Genomic DNA, 16,723 nt, shown 5'->3' on the forward strand with positions numbered 1-16,723 from the left:
GCTCGCATTTATACGATCACGCAGGGCCTTCGTTCGAGCACGCCGCGCTGAGGCAGTTTCTTGGCGCGATCAGGAATGCGCGACTTTCTGCGGCTGCGCATTTCCAAGCACAACTACCTTGGTGCCTATGGTCGTGCGCTGATACAGATCCATCACATCCTGATTGACCATGCGGATACAGCCCGAGGAAACGCTCTGACCGATTGTCGCGGGCTCGTTTGTGCCATGGATGCGGAAATAGGTATCCACGTTGTCGTGCCACAGATAATGGGCCCGAGCGCCAAGAGGATTGGCCGGACCGCCAGGCATTCCCGTTCCACTCTGCAACTGGCTCATTTGCTTCAAAAGTTCGGGCCGGCGCTCCAGCATTTCCTTCGGAGGATACCAGTCTGGCCATTCCTGTTTGCTATGGATCGTCGCGTCGCCGGACCACGCGAAACCCTCGCGGCCGACGCCGACGCCATAGCGCATCGCCTGGCCGCCGCCCTCGACATGGTAGAGATAGTGATTGGCCGGATCGACGACGATCGTTCCCGGCGCTTCCGTGCCAGAATAAGCGACCCTGGTGCGACGGAACGCCGGACTGAGATCGGCCTCCCTGACCGCGGGAACAACGAATTTTCCGTCGTTGATTTCCGCGTACATGGACCGGAAATCGCCGCCGGCGACCGGCGTCGCGGCGGATGGCCCGGACGATGGGGCCGCCGCGGGTACGGCGGATGCGATCTGACTTTGCTGACCGCCGACGCAGCCGGCGAGGCCGAACGCCGCCGCGGACGAGACGCCAGTAATGAGGGTACGGCGATTCAACTGATGCATGGGGCGAATCACGGGTAAGAATTTAAGGTAAGGGATATCTTAATGCAGAAAAGCGGACTGCGATATTGCAGACAAGTCACGCTTCTATTTTCTTTCATAAAAATTTTCCCGTTAAGCTTGCTTATTTTCGATCGCGACGAAATCCGCGGCGCGCCTCTTGCCAAAACCGTATTTAGATATATCTTAATTTTAGACATATCGAAATACGGTTTGATAATCATTCCGCAGCAGGAGACAATCCAATGAGGCTTCACTCACATTTCCACGCTTTTGCCCATGGCGAAGGTCCCCGCGGCCCGGAGTCCGGGTCTTTCGGGATGTTTCGCAGACATGGAAGAATGGGCGGGCGCCAGCGCATGTTCGAACAGGGCGATCTGCGCTTCGTCGTGCTCAAGCTGGTTTCAGAAAAACCGTCACACGGCTACGAAATCATCAAGGCGATCGAGGATCGTCTCGGGGGCGCCTACGCGCCGAGCCCCGGCGTCATCTATCCGACCCTGACGCTGCTCGAGGAAATGGGCGCGATCCGCGTTCAGGAAACCGACGGCCCACGCAAGCTTTACGCGATCACAGCCGAAGGCGAAGAGCTGTTGCGGCAGAATCAGACCGCGATCGAAGCCATTTTTGGGCGGATGGCTGACATCAACGCGCGGCATGGCGGCGGGCCGGCCCCGCAGATCCTCCGCGCCACGGAAAATCTCAGGACGGCCTTGCGGCTGCGGCTGGCGCGTGGTCCGTTGAGCGCAGAGCAGATCGCTGAAGTTGCGAGCATTCTGGACGCCGCCGCCAAAGCCGTGGAGACGAGCTGAAGATCTCGCTCACCTGGTCCAGTAGACCGCCAGATTGGCGCGAATTCGCTCGAGCGGCGGCTCGAAACTCTCGGGGAGTACAAAATTCCTGCCGGTGATGGTTTCGAAGGTCCGTATATAGGTGGCCGCCGCCTCGAGGATCACCTCACCGGGGATTTCAGGGATCGGATCGTGATAAGGATCGCAGCGCGCGCTGACCCAGTTGCGGATGAAATCCTTATCGAGGCTGTCCGGTTTTTCCCCGTGCTCAAGACGCTCGGGATAAGTTTCGGCCAGCCAAAAACGGCTACTGTCCGGCGTGTGGATTTCGTCCGCAACGACGATATGGCCCTCGCTGTTAAAGCCAAACTCATATTTCGTATCGGCGAGGATAAGGCCGCGCCCCGCCGCGATCTCCCTGCCGCGGGCGAAAAGAGCCAAAGCTTTTTCAGCAACATCGTCCCATTGTCGCGGAGTCAGAAGCTGCCGCTCAATGATCTCCCTCGGGGTGAGCGGCGCGTCATGCGCATCGTGCCCCGCCTTGCTCGTCGGCGTAATGATCGTTTCCGGCAGCCTTTGATTGTCGCGCAGACCGTCGGGGAAATCGATCCCATAGATGTTTCGGGCGCCAGCCTTGTACATGGGTAGAATAGAGGTTCCGGTCGAACCCGCGAGATAATCGCGCACGATGATCTCGACCGGCATCATTTCAAGACGCTGCACCACGACCACATTGGGATCGGGATTGGCGCGCACGTGATTTTCGCAGATGTCGGTCGTCGCCTCGAACCAGAAACGCGCAATATCGGTCAGCACCTGTCCCTTGAAGGGGATCGCAGCCAGTCCCTGATCGAACGCACTGACGCGATCGGTGGCGATGAGGATGCGCTGCCCGTCCGTCAGGTCGTAGTTCTCCCGCACCTTGCCGCGATAGTAATTCGGAAGCTCCGAGATGAAAGCTTCGGTCAGCACATAGTCGCGGTAAGGGGCAAGGCTCGCAGCGTCGATCATAAGGCGCCCGCTCTGGCTCAGGCGGTTTCCTTGGCCCGCGTCGCGCGCTTGCGATCATTCGGGTCGAGGAAAAGCTTGCGCAAACGGATCGACTTCGGCGTCACTTCGACCAGCTCATCATCTTCGATGTAGGCCAGGGCGCGCTCCAGCGTCATTCGGATCGGCGGCGTGAGACGCACCGCTTCATCCTTGCCGGCGGCGCGGATATTGGTCAGCTGCTTGCCCTTCAGGACGTTGATCTCAAGGTCGTTCTCACGCGTATGTTCGCCAACGATCATGCCGCGGTAGACCTTCCAGCCCGGCTCGATCATCATCGGACCGCGATCTTCCAGCTTCCACATGGCGTAGGCGACCGATTCGCCATTGTCGTTGGAGATGAGGACGCCATTGCGCCGGCCGGCGATCTCACCCTTCCAGGGCGCGTATTCATGGAACAGGCGGTTCATGATCGCGGTGCCGCGCGTATCCGTCAGCAATTCGCCCTGATAGCCGATCAGCCCGCGCGTCGGCGCGTGGAACACGAGCCGCAGGCGATTGCCGCCCGACGGGCGCATTTCGATCATTTCGGCCTTGCGCTCGGCCATCTTCTGAACGACGACGCCGGAATGCTCCTCATCGACGTCGATCACGACCTCTTCGATCGGCTCAAGCAAGGTTTTGCCGTCCTCGGCTTTCTGGAAAACGACCTTCGGACGCGAGACGCTGAGCTCGAACCCTTCGCGGCGCATGGTCTCGATGAGGATCGCAAGCTGCAACTCGCCGCGGCCGGAAACGATGTAGGAATCGGAGCCCGGCGAATCTTCAATGCGCAAAGCGACATTGCCTTCGGCCTCCTTGTAGAGGCGGGCGCGGATGACGCGGCTCGTCACCTTGTCGCCCTCGGTTCCGGCGAGCGGCGAATCATTGACGGAAAACGTCATGGACAGGGTCGGCGGATCAATCGGCTGCGCCTGCAAGGGCTCAACCACCTCGGGCGCGCAGAGCGTGTCGGCGACGTTGAATTTCTCAAGGCCCGCGATGGCGACGATGTCGCCGGCCTCAGCCTCGTCGATCGGCGTGCGTTCGATACCGCGGAAAGCGAGAATTTTGGACACGCGGCCCTGTTCGACGACATTGCCCTTGCGGTCGAGGACTTTGACGGCCTGATTCGGCTTGACGCTGCCGGCAAACACCCGTCCCGTCACGAGGCGCCCCAGGTACGGATTGGCCTCGAGCAGAGTGCCGAGCATACGGAAGCCGCCTTCTTCAATGCGCGGCGCCGGCACATGCTTCAGCACCAGATCGAACAGAGGGGCCATGCCCTCTTGCGGACCATCCGGACTATCGGCCATCCAGCCCTGTTTGGCCGAACCATAAAGAATGGGGAAATCAAGCTGCTCGTCAGTCGCGTCGAGAGCGGCGAAAAGGTCGAATACCTCATTCACCACCTCGGTGATCCGGGCGTCGGGCTTGTCGACCTTGTTGACGGCGACGATCGGCTTCAATCCGATCTTCAGAGCTTTGCCAACGACGAATTTGGTCTGCGGCATCGGCCCTTCCGAGGCGTCGACCAGCACGATGGCGCCGTCGACCATCGAGAGAATGCGCTCGACTTCGCCGCCGAAATCGGCGTGGCCGGGCGTATCGACGATATTGATCCGGGTCTCTTTCCAGGCGATCGAGGTCGCCTTCGCCATGATCGTGATGCCGCGCTCTTTTTCGAGATCGTTCGAATCCATGACGCGCTCCGCGACTCTCTGATTGTCCCGGAAAGCGCCCGACTGTTGCAGCAGACGATCGACAAGAGTTGTCTTGCCGTGGTCGACGTGGGCGATGATGGCGATATTGCGCAGCTTCATTTTTGTGCCGTATCTATATTCATGTGCGAGCGATGCGCTCTACCGCCAGATGGCGAACGGAGCACCGCCCATCAAAACAGGCCCTTCTGCTCAGTCGCGGTATCCTGAGCCGGGCCGACTAACGATTTGGGGTAGTTTTTCGCGTTGCAGCAATGCAATATACGAAAGAACCGTATTTGAAAACCAATATAATGACTTCTGCTCGCCAACGCCAGACCGGCAGCGAGGCGGGGCGCAAAAGGGCTCGAGATTACGGCGCAGCTTAAGGACTGGTCAATCTTATGCCCGTTCCGCCACTTCGCCCGTCGAGAAAGTCCGCTTCGCCCCGGCACAATGAAGGCGCTGAATGGACGGATTGACCCTTTTCGGCCTTTTCGCGGTTACCGCCATGCTCGTGACTTACGCGCTGGAACGCCGGAGCCGCTGGTATGTACTCGGCTTCGCCGGCGCCTGTTCCCTTGGTTCGGTCTACGGCTTCCTGCAGGGCGCGTGGCCGTTTGGGCTCGTCGAGGCGATCTGGAGCCTTGTCGCCTTGCGGCGCTTCATGATGAGCTCCCGAGCCGCGATCGGATGAGCACCTAAAACTTTTCCCTCTATTCACCGACGAGCCGGGGCGCGAAAGGCGCGCGGGGCACGGCAAGGTAAGCGCGGCGTTCGGAGATCGCCTGGCGCGCCTGATTCAGCGCAAGGCTCGTCGCGGCGAGGCGGCTCCCGCTCAATGCGTGATTCCAGTCATGCGCCAGGGCCTTGGCCAGAAGGTCATCGGCCTCCCTTTCGAGATCATCCAGCGCATCAGCCCGCGCGGCCGCCCGCGCCGCCGCGATAATTTCCAGCAGGCGCTGCAAAATAAGCTCGAGATCTGTATTTTGCTGGCGATTGAAACGCGCCGCGAAGGTCGCGATCGCGGTGCCGCACAAGCTCGCCAGCATAGCGCCTATATAAATAAAATCGCTATATTTATCGAAAAAGCTCTGCTCTTCGTCGCCAAGATAGGCCAGCGTCCCGGGATGGACCGGAAGAGCCGCTCCCTTATCGGTCGAGGGCGCCTCGATCCGGTTGGCGATGGGGTCCTGCGCGGCGAGCGAGGGCCTTGCATTCAGCATCAGCTCCGTCAGTTCGGACACGACGTCATTGCCGAGGGTGGGCTTTGCGATGAGCCGGGTGCTAACCCCCAGCGTCTCGAAACTGGCAGATGGCTTTGGCTGCGCGCCGCCAAACGCGCCGCGCAAAACCTCGACCGGTTCAAAATTCGGCGCGCGTTGGGCAATGGCCCTGGCGTCTTCGATCGGGAGGAAAACCGGCGGCCCGCGCCCGGCCTGGGCTACCGCGGCGACCGCCTCCGTCAGATTTGCCGAACCGGGAGTGTCGACGGCGAGCACCGCGTCGACCTGACGCTGCTCGATCGCCTCGGGCAATTCGGCGAGCGTCAACGGAATCCGCCTTACCGTCCCGAGCGATACGTCGTACTGCGCAAGGGCGGCGTCGAGCAGCGTGTGATTGCCCATCCGACCGGTCTGTTCGGCGTCGAGCACGCCGAGCTTGTGGCCCTTGAGATCCTCAATATCGTGAAGGTCAGATCCCGCCGGGGCGACGACAACCGCGGCGTTGCGGCGCATGATAAGGACAGTCTGACCGCTGACCGGCATGTCAATGTCGCTGCGCACGATCGCAAGGTCGACCTGGTCCTCCTCGAAAATCCGCGCGCTTTCAGCCAGCGACTCCACAGGGACAAGCTTGAGCCGAAGCGATTCGTGCTTTTGCGCGAATTCATGCGCCGCGGCGGCGAGCACCCGTTGGTCATGGCTCTCGCGCGTGACAGCCACATGCAGGACGGTCGGCCGTTCATAGTAGTAAAGCGCAAGAGCCGCGGCTCCGATCGCAGCGAAAGCTGCGCCGATCGCCACGATGATAAGTCGACGCATGGCATTCCCCTTGACGCCGAAACATTAGGGCATGGACGCTAAAACAATAAATTTGCGCCAGCAACGTTAAACAGCAATCATCGAAACAAGGCCGCATCAAGGATATTTCTCCGCGCCAGCCTAGTCTATCTGCGCCGCCTCTTTTGCCGGCGCTACTTCCCCCTCGGTCGCAGCGAAGACCGCGCCGATAAAAATAAGGCAGGGTCCGGAAAGCGTCTCCGCCGCGACTTTGCCCGGCAGCGAGGCGATCGTTGCGCCGATGCGGCGCTCATCCGCGCAGGTCGCGCGCTCGACAAGAAGGGCCGGCGTCGCGGGATCAAGGCCATGCGCTAAAAGCCGTTCGACCAGAACGCCCAGCGTTCTCGCGCCCATATAGACGACGCTCGAGGCGCGCGGATCGCTGAGCGCGCGCCAGTCGATGTCCTGGGGCAGCTTGCCGTCATGCGCATGGGCGGTGATGAACTGGACCCTGCGCGCCTTGTCGCGCTCCGTCAATGAAACCTGCAGCGCAGCCGCCGCGCCGAGCGCCGCCGTGACGCCGGGCACGACTTCGATCGCAATCCCGGCCGCGCGAAGCGCCGAAATTTCCTCTGTGGCGCGCCCAAAGATCATTGGATCGCCCCCCTTCAGCCGCACCACGCGCTTGCCCTCCTTGGCGAGCCCAATCATCATGGAGATGATATGATCCTGCTGGCACGAGGGCTTATAGCCGCGTTTGCCGACGGCAATTTTTTCCGCCTCTCGGCGCGCCATATCGACGATCGCGGGGGCGACGAGATCGTCATACAAGACGACGTCGGCGGATTGAAGCATTCGCAGCGCCTTGAGGGTCAAGAGCTCAGGATCGCCGGGACCAGCGCCAACCAGAGCGACCGATCCCTTTTCAACGCTTTGCGACTGCCGCCCGGCCTCGGCCAGCAACTCTGCGAACAGATTTTCACCCGGCGCCCCGTTTGCCGCGAAAGCTTTGGCGTTGAACAGCTCCCAAAAGCGCCGGCGCGCCTTCGGCGGCAAGGCCAGCGCCTTCAACGGTTTTCGCCAGCTTTTGGCGGCCGCGGCCCAGAGCTTGATGGCGCCCGGCAGAATGGCTTCAATCCGTCCGCGCAAGGCCTGCGTCAGGATCGGCGAAGCGCCGTCGGTTGAAATCGCGATGACGAGGGGCGAGCGATCGACGATCGCGCCAAATTGAAAATCCGAGAAGGCTGGCTTGTCGATGACGTTCGCTGGCGCGCCCGCGGCGTTCGCGGCGGCGCGGAACCGCTCCGCTTCGGCGGCGCTCCCGACATCGGCGATCGCAAGCGCCGCGCCGTTCAGGTCTTCATTTTGGACATCGCGCAGAAAAAGCCTGACCGACGGACGCCGTTCGGCGAGCTCGGCCAGCCCCGGGCACGGCGCGACGGCGTAGACTTCAACGTCAGCGCCAGCGGCCTGAAGCAGCTCCGCCTTCCACAGGACCGCATTCGAGCCGCCGGCAAGAATCGCGCGCTTGCCCTTGAGATTGAAGAAGACAGGGAGCGAGGCAAGGCCCGTCATGATCGGCCGCCCCGCCTCGCCAGAGGCCCGCGCCGGTAAAGCTCTGGTCATAAAAGCGCTTTCGTCCTATTCTCGCTGGATGGCCCGCCATGACATTCATGGCGCAAAAGGCGTTTCTCCATTGGCGCTTATATCATCACGCTTTGACGAGGTCTGGAAGATGCTGAGGCGTCGCGCCGTTTCGAAGGGACAGCCAGAAAACGTCTGGCGCCGGCCATGAGATTTCGAGTGCTCGATTGGCCTGCCGCCGCGGCCTGCCTCCTCGCTAGCCTCCTCGTCTCATCGAGCCCGGGGCTTGGCGATCCCGCCGTATTCACGCCCGGCTTCTGGGACCCCCATGCGCGGCCCATAAAGCCAGACCTTGCCAGTCTGCACAGCCTGCGCTTCCTGACAGAGGATGATTACCCGCCGTTCCATTTCGCCGCGGCGGACGGAGCCCTTGCTGGTTTTGACATCGATCTCACCCGCGCCATTTGCGAAGATCTGAAACTGAGCTGCACGATTCAAGCCCGCCGGTTCGACACTTTGGTCGATAGTTTGAAATCGGATCAGGGCGACGCCATCATCGCCTCGATCCGCATGGATGAGAAATCCCGTGGCGAGCTTGATTTCACCGCGCCTTATTCAAAGAATCCGGCGCGGTTCGTCACCCTGAAGTCAACCGCGTTAACCGACGCGACGCCGGAAACGCTGCGCGCCAAATACATCGGCGTTCTCGCGAAAACCGCCCATCAGGCCTTTCTGTCCGCCTTCTTCAAGAGCTCCGTGCAACGGCCCTTCGAGACGCAAAAGGCGCTGACCGAGGCCCTGAACAAAGGAGAAGTCGACGCGATCTTTGGCGACGGCATTGCTCTGAGCTTCTGGCTGCAGGGTCAGGACGCTCATAATTGCTGCGCTTTTCTCGGCGGCCCCTTCCTCGACAGCCGCTTTTTCGGCGACGGCGTCGGCATCGCCGTCAAGAAAGACAATCCGCTGCTGCGGCAGGCGCTGGATTACGCTCTCGCCGATTTATCGGCGAAAGGCGTCTACACGGACCTCTATCTCAAATATTTTCCGCTCGGCTTCTATTAATGAAGTGGCGAGGTCTAAAGATAGCGCGTCAATTCGTCGGCGGCCTGCTTCGCCGGCCGGTCAAGATTAAAGGCGCTGACGAAGCGGCCATTCTTGTCCATGAGATAGACCACTCCGGTGTGGTCCATCGTATAATCGCCGTTATCGGCGCCTTCCTTCTTGAAATAGACCTTATAAGCTTTGGCGATGGCTCGGGTCTGCGCTTCGTTCCCGCTCAATCCGATGATGCGCGGATCGAAGCTTTCGAGATAAGTCTTCATCGTGTCCGGCGTGTCGCGCTGCGGATCGATCGTGACGAACAGCGCCTCGATCTTCTTGTCCGGACCCATCTCTTTGAAAACGCTTGATATCTGCGTCAAGGTGGTCGGACAAAAGTCCGGGCAATGCGTGTAGCCGAAGAAAATGAGGGTCGGATGACCTTTGAGGTCCGCGTCGGTTAGGACGCGGCCATCCTGCGCCGTCATGGCGAAGGGGCCGCCGATCGCGGCGACGCCTTGCGCGCCATTGTCGGCGAGGTTGCGGAAAGCTAGACCGCCGAGCACCATCAGCCCGAGGGCCAACGCCACGGCGATGAACAGAAATTGGCGAGACGCTTTGGTCATGACTTTCGTTAGCAAATCGCACCGCCCATTCCAATCGGCGAAATGCGCTCCACGGAAAATTGAGCCTCGCATCGGGCAAAGAGGCGCGAACTGCGGCCTTGCCGGACGCCGCGCGTACGTTATAATGTTACTCCATCGTGGAGACATTATGAGCATCACCCATTCCCACCGCCCGGAGAGGATTTCAGCGGCGCCAGCCTTTTCGCTGCTGCGCCTCTCGGCTGCCGCCCGGCTGAGCGGAGCCTTGGTTCTCAGCGCGGCCTTATGGGGCTTGGTCTATTGGGCGTTGCATTAGGGTCGCCTTCATATGAGTCTTCAATGACCGCCGCCATCCGCTTCAGCGATTTGACCCTTGGCTATGACCGTCACCCGGCGGTTCATCATCTCGACGGAGACGTCGAGAGCGGGTCTTTGCTCGCCATATGCGGGCCTAACGGCGCCGGAAAATCGACATTGCTGAAGGCCATCGCCGGATCGCTCGCGCCGCTCAGCGGTTCGGTCGCGCTGCCGCATGTCAAGACGCGCGATATTGCCTATCTTCCTCAGGCCGCAGAAATCGATAAAAGCTTTCCGATCAACGTATTCGATGTCGTCGCCATGGGCTTATGGTCCCGCTGCGGCCTGTTCGGCGCCGTCGCGCGGCGTGAATTGGCGCGAGTCCACGACGCCATCTCGGCTGTCGGGCTGGATGGTTTCGAGGATCGCGCCATTGGCGCCCTGTCCGGCGGCCAGTTGCAGCGCATGTTGTTCGCAAGGCTGCTGCTGCAGGACGCGGCGGTCATCCTCCTCGACGAGCCCTTCACCGCCATCGATTCAAAGACGACAGCAGATCTTCTCGCCCTCGTCGCCCGCTGGAGCAGCGAAAAACGCACGGTGCTCGCCGTGCTGCATGATTTCGATATCGTGCGGGAGCACTTTCCCCAAACGCTTCTGCTGGCGCGCGAAAAAATCGCCTGGGGAAAGACGGCCGACGTGCTGACCCCGCAAAATCTCTTGAGGGCGCGCTCGATGATCGAGGCTTTCGATCGCGACGCGCAGGCCTGTTCCCGCGCGGCCTAAGTGTTGAACAGGCTTCAAAGAGGCTGCGTTTGTACAATTTTCTGATCTCGCCTTTCGTCGAATTCGAATTTATGCGGCGCGCGCTGGTCGGCGCCATCGCTCTGGCTCTGGCCGGATCGCCGCTCGGCGTTTTTCTCCTCCTGCGGCGAATGGCGCTGACCGGCGACGCAATGGCCCATGCGATCCTGCCCGGCGCCGCGATGGGCTATCTCGCGGCGGGCCTCTCGCTCGGGCCCATGACCGTCGGGGGCTTCATCGCCGGCCTTATCGTCGCCGTCGGGTCCGGCGTCGTCGCGCGCACGACGATCTTACGCGAAGACGCCTCGATGGCGGCTTTCTACCTGATTTCACTGGCGCTTGGCGTCACCGTCATTTCGTTGCGAGGCTCGAACATCGACCTGCTCCACGTGCTCTTTGGCAGCGTCCTCGCGCTTGACGACGCAACGCTCCTGCTTCTCGCCTCGATCGCGACGCTGACGCTGATCGGCCTCGCCTTTCTTTATCGGCCTCTCGTGATGGAAACCGTCGATCCCGGCTTTCTCGCCTCCGTCGGGAACGCCGGCGGACCAACGCAGATCCTTTTTCTTATGCTCGTCGTGCTGAATCTGGTGGGAGGGTTTCACGCGCTCGGCACTTTGCTCGCCGTCGGCATGATGATGCTTCCCGCCGCCGCCGCGCGGCTGATCGCCAAAGACATCGGTTCGATGATCGCGCTCGCGGCCGCGCAAGGCGTCCTCGCCAGCTATGCTGGCCTGATCATTTCATTTTACGCGGGATTGCCTTCAGGGCCGCTGATCATTCTCATCGCGGGGGCGCTCTATCTCCTCGCCCTGGCTTTCGGCCCTGCCGGCGGCGTGCTTCGCCGCCTGCGGTCGCGCCGCCACCTCGAAGCCTGACGTCGTCAGCCCCACAAAAGGATATTTTCATGCGTACAAGGCGCAACGTTATAACCTTAATGGCGGCCAGCGCCATAGCTGGCGTTTCGCCCGCGCTCCGGCAGGCGCAGGCCGCAACTGCGAATAAACTGCCCGTCGTGGCCACCTTTTCGATCCTCGCGGATTTCGCCCGCAATGTCGGCGACGACCGCGTCGAGGTCATCTCCCTCGTCGGCCCGAACGGCGACGCTCATGTCTATCAGCCATCGCCCGAGGACGCGAAGCACCTGAACGCGGCGAAACTGATCCTCGTCAATGGGCTGGGGCTGGAAGGCTGGCTCGATCGTCTGATCAGGGCGTCCGGCGCCAAGGCTCCGATCGTCGTCGCGACAAAAGGGATTGAGCCGCGCCAGATGGAGGAAGAGGGAAAAATCGGCGAGGATCCGCACGCCTGGCAATCGATCCCCAACGCGAAGATCTATGTCGAAAATATCCGTGACGGGCTGATCGCAGTCGATCCGGGCGGCGCCGACGCCTATCGCGCCAACGCTACGGCCTATCTCGCGAGGCTGGACGAACTCGACAAAGAGGTGCGCGCGGCGCTGGCCGCGATCCCGCCGAAGCGCCGGGAAATCATAACGACCCACGACGCTTTCGGCTATTTCGGCGCGGCTTATGATTTCAAATTCATCGCGCCCGAGGGCGTGTCAACGGAGACCGAGGCGAGCGCCAGGGACGTCGCAAGGATCATTCGCCAGATCAAAACGGAAAAGATCCCCGCCGTTTTCCTCGAAAACATCACTGATCCACGCATCGCCAGGCGGATCGCCGAAGAGAGCGGCGCGACAATCGGCGGCGCCCTGTTTTCCGACGCTCTCTCGCCGCCGGACGGCCCCGCCCCAACTTACGTCGAGATGATGCGCAACAACATCAAGCAATTGACCACCGCGCTCTCGAAATAATGCGCCGAGCCTCTTCAGGCCGGCGCCTGATCCGGCTTGACGTCTTTCTGCAAACAAGGACTTAGTCCGGACCGAAATCGTCGAGGGTTGGCGCCGCCGCTCGCGTTTCCCATTTTGGCGGGAGGCGTCGCCCTGAGGCAAAGATGGTCGCCAAGTCGCCGGAGGATCGAATGGCCGAAAAAATTCCCGTCACCGTGCTCACAGGATATCTCGGCGCCGGCAAGACGACGCTTTTGAACCGCATCCTGTCAGAGGACCACGGGCGGAAGTTCGCCGTCATCGTCAATGAATTCGGCGCGATCGGCATCGACAACGACCTCGTCGTCGGCGCCGACGAAGAAGTCTTCGAGATGAACAATGGCTGCATCTGCTGCACGGTCCGCGGCGATCTCATCCGCATCATCGAAGGCCTGTTGAAACGAAAGGGCAAATTCGACGCCATCATCGTCGAGACGACCGGGCTCGCGGACCCCGCGCCCGTCGCGCAAACCTTTTTCGTCGACGCCGACGTTCAAAACGCCGCGCGGCTCGACGCCGTCGTGACGGTCGCCGACGCCAAATGGCTCGCCGAGCGGCTGAAGGACGCGCCCGAGGCTAAAAGCCAGATCGCCTTCGCCGACGTCATCATTCTCAACAAGACCGATCTCGTGAGCGCCGAAGAGCTGCGCGACGTGGAGGCGCGCATCCGCGCCATCAACCCTTACGCCAAATTGCACGAGACTGTGAAATGCGCCGTACCCATCAATGAAGTGCTGGGCCGCAACGCCTTCGATCTCGATCGCATCCTCGAAATCGAACCGCAGTTCCTCGAAGTCGAGGACGCTCACGACCACGATCATCACGACCACGCCCATCATGATCATGACGATCATCATCATCACGGGCGCGAGCATCATGAGCACGCCTCGCACGGCCTCAAGCATTATCATGACGAGGACATGCAGTCGGTCGCCCTGACGATCGAGGGCGATGTCGACGCGGATAAATTCATGCCCTGGATCAACACCTACATTCAGACCGAGGGCGCCTCGATTTTGCGCTCCAAAGGCATTCTCGCCTTCAAGGATGAGCCGAGGCGTTTCGTTTTTCAGGGCGTCCACATGATCCTTGACGGCGATCTGCAACGGGATTGGAAGCCGGGCGAAAAGCGCGTCAGCCGCGTCGTCTTCATTGGCCGCAATCTGAAGGAAGATGAAATCCGCAGCGGCTTTCTGGCCTGCGCCGCCTGAGGGAGGGCCACATGGATGGAAAGAGGGACCATATTCCAGATGAAGAATTTCAGAAATGGCTGGCAAATGAGCGCGCAGAGCTAAACGATGTCTTCGACCCTCTTTTCAAAGGCCTGAACTATCTCTTTGTTGCTCATGGGGCTGGCTTGTTTGGTGCCATCACGCTAGTCAAAGATGGCAAAGGATCTCCTTACAATCATGGGATAACTATTTTCTTTTATTTTTTCCCAATCGGACTTATCACCGCGATAATATCGTATATTTATTTTACATCCGCTCGACTTGGTCTATTTATTCGCGCTTCAGAAAGGTATGAAAAAACCCATCCTAATCTGCTGATGAAAAGCAATCCATCAACAACGGCGTATATCGGTCTTGTGTTTTGCGCAATATCAGCAATATTATTAATATCAGCGCTGATTCTAATCTCAATTAAAGCCAGATCGTTGTAAAGTATCATTTATAGTACCTGCAGTTAGTGTGCACCAAACTCACCTTGAGCGAGACATGGTCGAGCCGATTAATTCCCTGACTTCCAATGTCGCCCCTATCGACGCCGGGGCGCCGGTGACCGCCGCGGCCTTCATCGGCGCGACGCCCGCTTTGGCGCTCGGCGATGGCCATGTGCTTCTGACCGGGACAGGCGGAGAAAAACGCATTGCCGTGCATCCCGACGCCGCCATTCTGGTCGGGGCGAAAGCCGGAAAGGAGCTGGTCACGGGTGGTGACGACGGCAGGGTCGTGCTGATCTCCGAAGACGGCGCGACGCGTCAGATCGCCTATGAGGAAGGCAGGTGGATCGACGCGCTTGCCGCGCGCGGCGACGGCGCGCTCGCCTGGTCAACAGGCAAACAGGTCTTCGCGCGCGATCCCAAAGGAGAAATCAAGACAACGACAGCGCCCTCGAGCGTGCGCGGCCTCGCTTTCCTGCCCAAAGGCTACAGGATTGCGATCTCGCATTATAATGGCGCACGCCTGTGGTTTCCGAACGCCGCCGCCCCGCCCGAGGAGCTGCACTGGAAAGGCTCGCATCTCGAAATCACGGTTTCCCCCGACGGCCGCTTCATTGTGACGGCGATGCAAGAAAATTCTCTGCATGCCTGGCGGCTCGCCGATAAAAAAGACCTGCGGCTCAGCGGCTATCCGACCAAGCCGCGCTCTATGTCCTGGTCGTCCGACGGCCATTGGCTGGCGACCTCTGGGGCCGACGCCAGCATCATTTGGCCGTTCAACTCCAAGGAGGGGCCGATCAATAAGGCGCCGCGCGAATGCGGCGTCCGGCAAGCCAAGGTCAGTTGCGTCGCGTTTCATCCAAAGAGCCCCGTTCTGGCGCAGGGCTATGAGGACGGCATGATCCTGCTCTGCCGCCTCGCCGACGGCGCCGAGCTTCTTGTGCGCGCCAGCGGAGCCGGCGAGAACGCCGCCGTCACCGCTCTCTGTTGGGACGACGCCGGCCACAGGCTGCTGTTCGGCGGCGCCGACGGCGCGTCCGGTCTCTTGACCATGCCAGCCTGACCCCGCAGGGCCCGCGCCGCGAAGATTGAGGCCGAGGCTTGCCGGAACTCTGCCGCGCCGCGCTCATTGACGTTGCAGGCTTGCGCGCCCCGAGGGATGATTCCAATGCTGAGGTCGAGACTAGCGCTGTTTTTTGGCGCCGTCGTCGGGCTGACCGCGTCGCAGATTCCTGAATATGCCCAGCAGTACCGGCAAAGACTTGGCGGCGCGATCGACGAATTGCAGAAAATCGTCTCCCAATTCGACGCGGATAGCGCCCAGCTTGGCCTGAGCGAGGAGCAGGGCATCGCGCGTCTTTCCGGCGACGGCGATGAATTTATTCGCGAACGCGGCCTTCAGATGGAGCAGATCGTTGCGCGTCTGCAAACGCTATCGCGCGCCAACGCAGACATGGCGCGATCCGGTTCGCTTGGAAGATTGGCCGCGCTGGCGGCCGATTTCGACCCCTTGATCGCGCGTCAGGCCTATGCGAGCTATGAGCCCGCCGTTCCTGTGACGAGCGAAGGATTTGTTCTAGCAGGACTGGGCTTCCTGACCGGCTTCGGCCTTTTTCGGGCCTTGACGGCGCCCCTGCGGCGCTTCAGCCGCAGGAGGCCGATGTCTACATCACACGTCAAAACAAAGACTTAAAGAGCAGGATGCGATTTTGCCTGAACGCGTTCTGCGCTAGCCGGAAAGAGAATATGATTCCAAACATTCTCTCCATCGCCGGCTCCGATCCTAGCGGAGGCGCCGGCATACAGGCCGATCTCAAGACCTTCGCCGCGCTCGGATGCTACGGCATGGCGGCGATCACGGCGCTCACCGCCCAGAACACCAGGGGCGTGCGCGGCCTTCACCTCCCACCGCCGGAGTTCGTCGGCGCACAGATCGACGCGATTTTCGAGGATATCGAAGTCGCGGCGGTCAAGATCGGTATGCTGGGATCTGCCGCGATCGTCGAGACAGTCGCCGCGCGCCTCGCCGCGCACGGGCCCCGCGCGGTCGTGCTCGATCCCGTGCTCGCTGCAACGAGCGGCGACCCGCTGGCTGCGTCAGGCGTCGAACAGGCGATGATCGAGCGACTGTTTCCGCTCGCAGCCCTCGTCACGCCAAACCTCGATGAAGCCGCCCGCCTCTCGGGCCTTCCGAGGGCAAGGGACGCCGCTGAGATGCGCGCGGCGGCCGAGCGGCTGCATCGCCTCGGCGCCAGGGCCGTGCTGATCACGGGCGGCGACAGCGGAGGGCATTCCTCCGACGATCTTTATTTCGACGGCGCATCGGAGCGGATCTTTTCGGCTCCCCGCGTCGCGACGCGGAACACGCATGGCACGGGCTGCACATTATCGTCGGCGATCGCGGCCTATCTTGGCCTTGGCTTTGCGCTGCCGGAGGCGATCGGCGCCGCGAAAGCCTATCTGACCCGCGCGCTCGAAGCCGCCGATGAGCTGAGCGTCGGCGGCAGACACGGCCCGCTCAACCATTTTTTCGAGCTCTGGCGGCCGACGTCCAAAGCTTGA

Annotated in this window: 17 protein-coding genes; 11 read left to right on the top strand and 6 right to left on the bottom strand. The window is 61.1% G+C overall.

Annotated features, from left to right (window positions below; genetic code table 11):
- Positions 1-69: 69 nt before the first annotated feature.
- Positions 70-819: a L,D-transpeptidase gene (locus tag MPC4_RS05650; RefSeq protein ID WP_174511662.1), complete on the bottom strand. Its 750-nt coding sequence runs from the start codon at positions 817-819 to the stop codon at positions 70-72.
- 338 nt (positions 820-1,157) lie between these two features.
- Here MPC4_RS05650 and MPC4_RS05655 point away from each other — a divergent pair, with 338 nt between their 5' ends.
- Positions 1,158-1,628 carry a PadR family transcriptional regulator gene (locus tag MPC4_RS05655; RefSeq protein WP_244628865.1) on the top strand — a complete coding sequence of 157 codons (471 nt, stop codon included), beginning with the start codon at positions 1,158-1,160 and terminating at the stop codon, positions 1,626-1,628.
- Between the two features lie 9 nt (positions 1,629-1,637).
- On the opposite strand, the gene MPC4_RS05660 is transcribed toward MPC4_RS05655, so the two are convergent.
- Both MPC4_RS05660 and typA read right to left on the bottom strand, forming a co-directional pair.
- A complete protein-coding gene (locus MPC4_RS05660) occupies positions 1,638-2,618 on the bottom strand; it encodes a phosphoribosylaminoimidazolesuccinocarboxamide synthase (protein ID WP_174511664.1) in 981 nt (326 codons plus the stop codon).
- A gap of 17 nt (positions 2,619-2,635) precedes the next feature.
- On the bottom strand, positions 2,636-4,456 hold the full coding sequence (typA, locus tag MPC4_RS05665) for a translational GTPase TypA (protein WP_134490902.1): 1,821 nt from the start codon (positions 4,454-4,456) through the stop codon (positions 2,636-2,638).
- Between the two features lie 346 nt (positions 4,457-4,802).
- On the opposite strand from typA, the gene MPC4_RS05670 reads away from it, so the two are divergent.
- A complete protein-coding gene (locus MPC4_RS05670) occupies positions 4,803-5,030 on the top strand; it encodes a hypothetical protein (protein WP_174511665.1) in 228 nt (75 codons plus the stop codon).
- A 19-nt stretch (positions 5,031-5,049) separates the two neighbouring features.
- On the opposite strand, the gene MPC4_RS05675 is transcribed toward MPC4_RS05670, so the two are convergent.
- A complete protein-coding gene (locus tag MPC4_RS05675) occupies positions 5,050-6,378 on the bottom strand; it encodes a TAXI family TRAP transporter solute-binding subunit (protein WP_174511666.1) in 1,329 nt (442 codons plus the stop codon).
- A gap of 120 nt (positions 6,379-6,498) precedes the next feature.
- Entirely contained in the window at positions 6,499-7,962 is a 1,464-nt protein-coding gene (gene cysG / locus MPC4_RS05680) for a siroheme synthase CysG (RefSeq protein WP_244628866.1), read from the bottom strand.
- A 165-nt stretch (positions 7,963-8,127) separates the two neighbouring features.
- Between cysG and MPC4_RS05685 the strand changes: the two genes are divergently transcribed.
- The gene (locus MPC4_RS05685) at positions 8,128-8,982 is read left to right on the top strand and encodes a transporter substrate-binding domain-containing protein (RefSeq protein ID WP_174511667.1); all 855 of its coding nucleotides are present in this window, start codon (positions 8,128-8,130) and stop codon (positions 8,980-8,982) included.
- Positions 8,983-8,996: 14 nt separating this feature from the next.
- On the opposite strand, the gene MPC4_RS05690 is transcribed toward MPC4_RS05685, so the two are convergent.
- The gene (locus tag MPC4_RS05690) at positions 8,997-9,584 is read right to left on the bottom strand and encodes an SCO family protein (RefSeq protein ID WP_174511668.1); all 588 of its coding nucleotides are present in this window, start codon (positions 9,582-9,584) and stop codon (positions 8,997-8,999) included.
- Positions 9,585-9,902: 318 nt separating this feature from the next.
- Between MPC4_RS05690 and MPC4_RS05695 the strand changes: the two genes are divergently transcribed.
- The 8 genes from MPC4_RS05695 to thiD all read left to right on the top strand — a co-directional run bounded on the left by MPC4_RS05695 (position 9,903) and on the right by thiD (position 16,723).
- Entirely contained in the window at positions 9,903-10,643 is a 741-nt protein-coding gene (locus tag MPC4_RS05695; RefSeq protein ID WP_174511669.1) for a metal ABC transporter ATP-binding protein, read from the top strand.
- A 29-nt stretch (positions 10,644-10,672) separates the two neighbouring features.
- Positions 10,673-11,539, top strand: a complete 867-nt coding sequence (locus tag MPC4_RS05700) for a metal ABC transporter permease (RefSeq protein WP_134490890.1) — start codon at positions 10,673-10,675, stop codon at positions 11,537-11,539.
- A gap of 29 nt (positions 11,540-11,568) precedes the next feature.
- Positions 11,569-12,480 carry a metal ABC transporter substrate-binding protein gene (locus MPC4_RS05705; RefSeq protein ID WP_174511670.1) on the top strand — a complete coding sequence of 304 codons (912 nt, stop codon included), beginning with the start codon at positions 11,569-11,571 and terminating at the stop codon, positions 12,478-12,480.
- 170 nt (positions 12,481-12,650) lie between these two features.
- Positions 12,651-13,709 carry a CobW family GTP-binding protein gene (locus MPC4_RS05710; protein WP_174511671.1) on the top strand — a complete coding sequence of 353 codons (1,059 nt, stop codon included), beginning with the start codon at positions 12,651-12,653 and terminating at the stop codon, positions 13,707-13,709.
- An 11-nt stretch (positions 13,710-13,720) separates the two neighbouring features.
- Positions 13,721-14,161 (top strand): hypothetical protein, encoded by a 441-nt coding sequence (locus MPC4_RS05715; RefSeq protein WP_174511672.1) that lies wholly within the window; start codon positions 13,721-13,723, stop codon positions 14,159-14,161.
- 55 nt (positions 14,162-14,216) lie between these two features.
- On the top strand, positions 14,217-15,224 hold the full coding sequence (locus MPC4_RS05720) for a WD40 repeat domain-containing protein (protein WP_174511673.1): 1,008 nt from the start codon (positions 14,217-14,219) through the stop codon (positions 15,222-15,224).
- Positions 15,225-15,329: 105 nt separating this feature from the next.
- On the top strand, positions 15,330-15,854 hold the full coding sequence (locus MPC4_RS05725) for a DUF2937 family protein (RefSeq protein WP_174511674.1): 525 nt from the start codon (positions 15,330-15,332) through the stop codon (positions 15,852-15,854).
- Positions 15,855-15,907: 53 nt separating this feature from the next.
- Positions 15,908-16,723 (top strand): bifunctional hydroxymethylpyrimidine kinase/phosphomethylpyrimidine kinase, encoded by an 816-nt coding sequence (gene thiD / locus MPC4_RS05730; RefSeq protein WP_174511675.1) that lies wholly within the window; start codon positions 15,908-15,910, stop codon positions 16,721-16,723.

Origin of the sequence: Methylocella tundrae (assembly GCF_901905185.1) — a bacterium.
In the GTDB taxonomy this organism is placed as follows: domain Bacteria; phylum Pseudomonadota; class Alphaproteobacteria; order Rhizobiales; family Beijerinckiaceae; genus Methylocapsa; species Methylocapsa tundrae.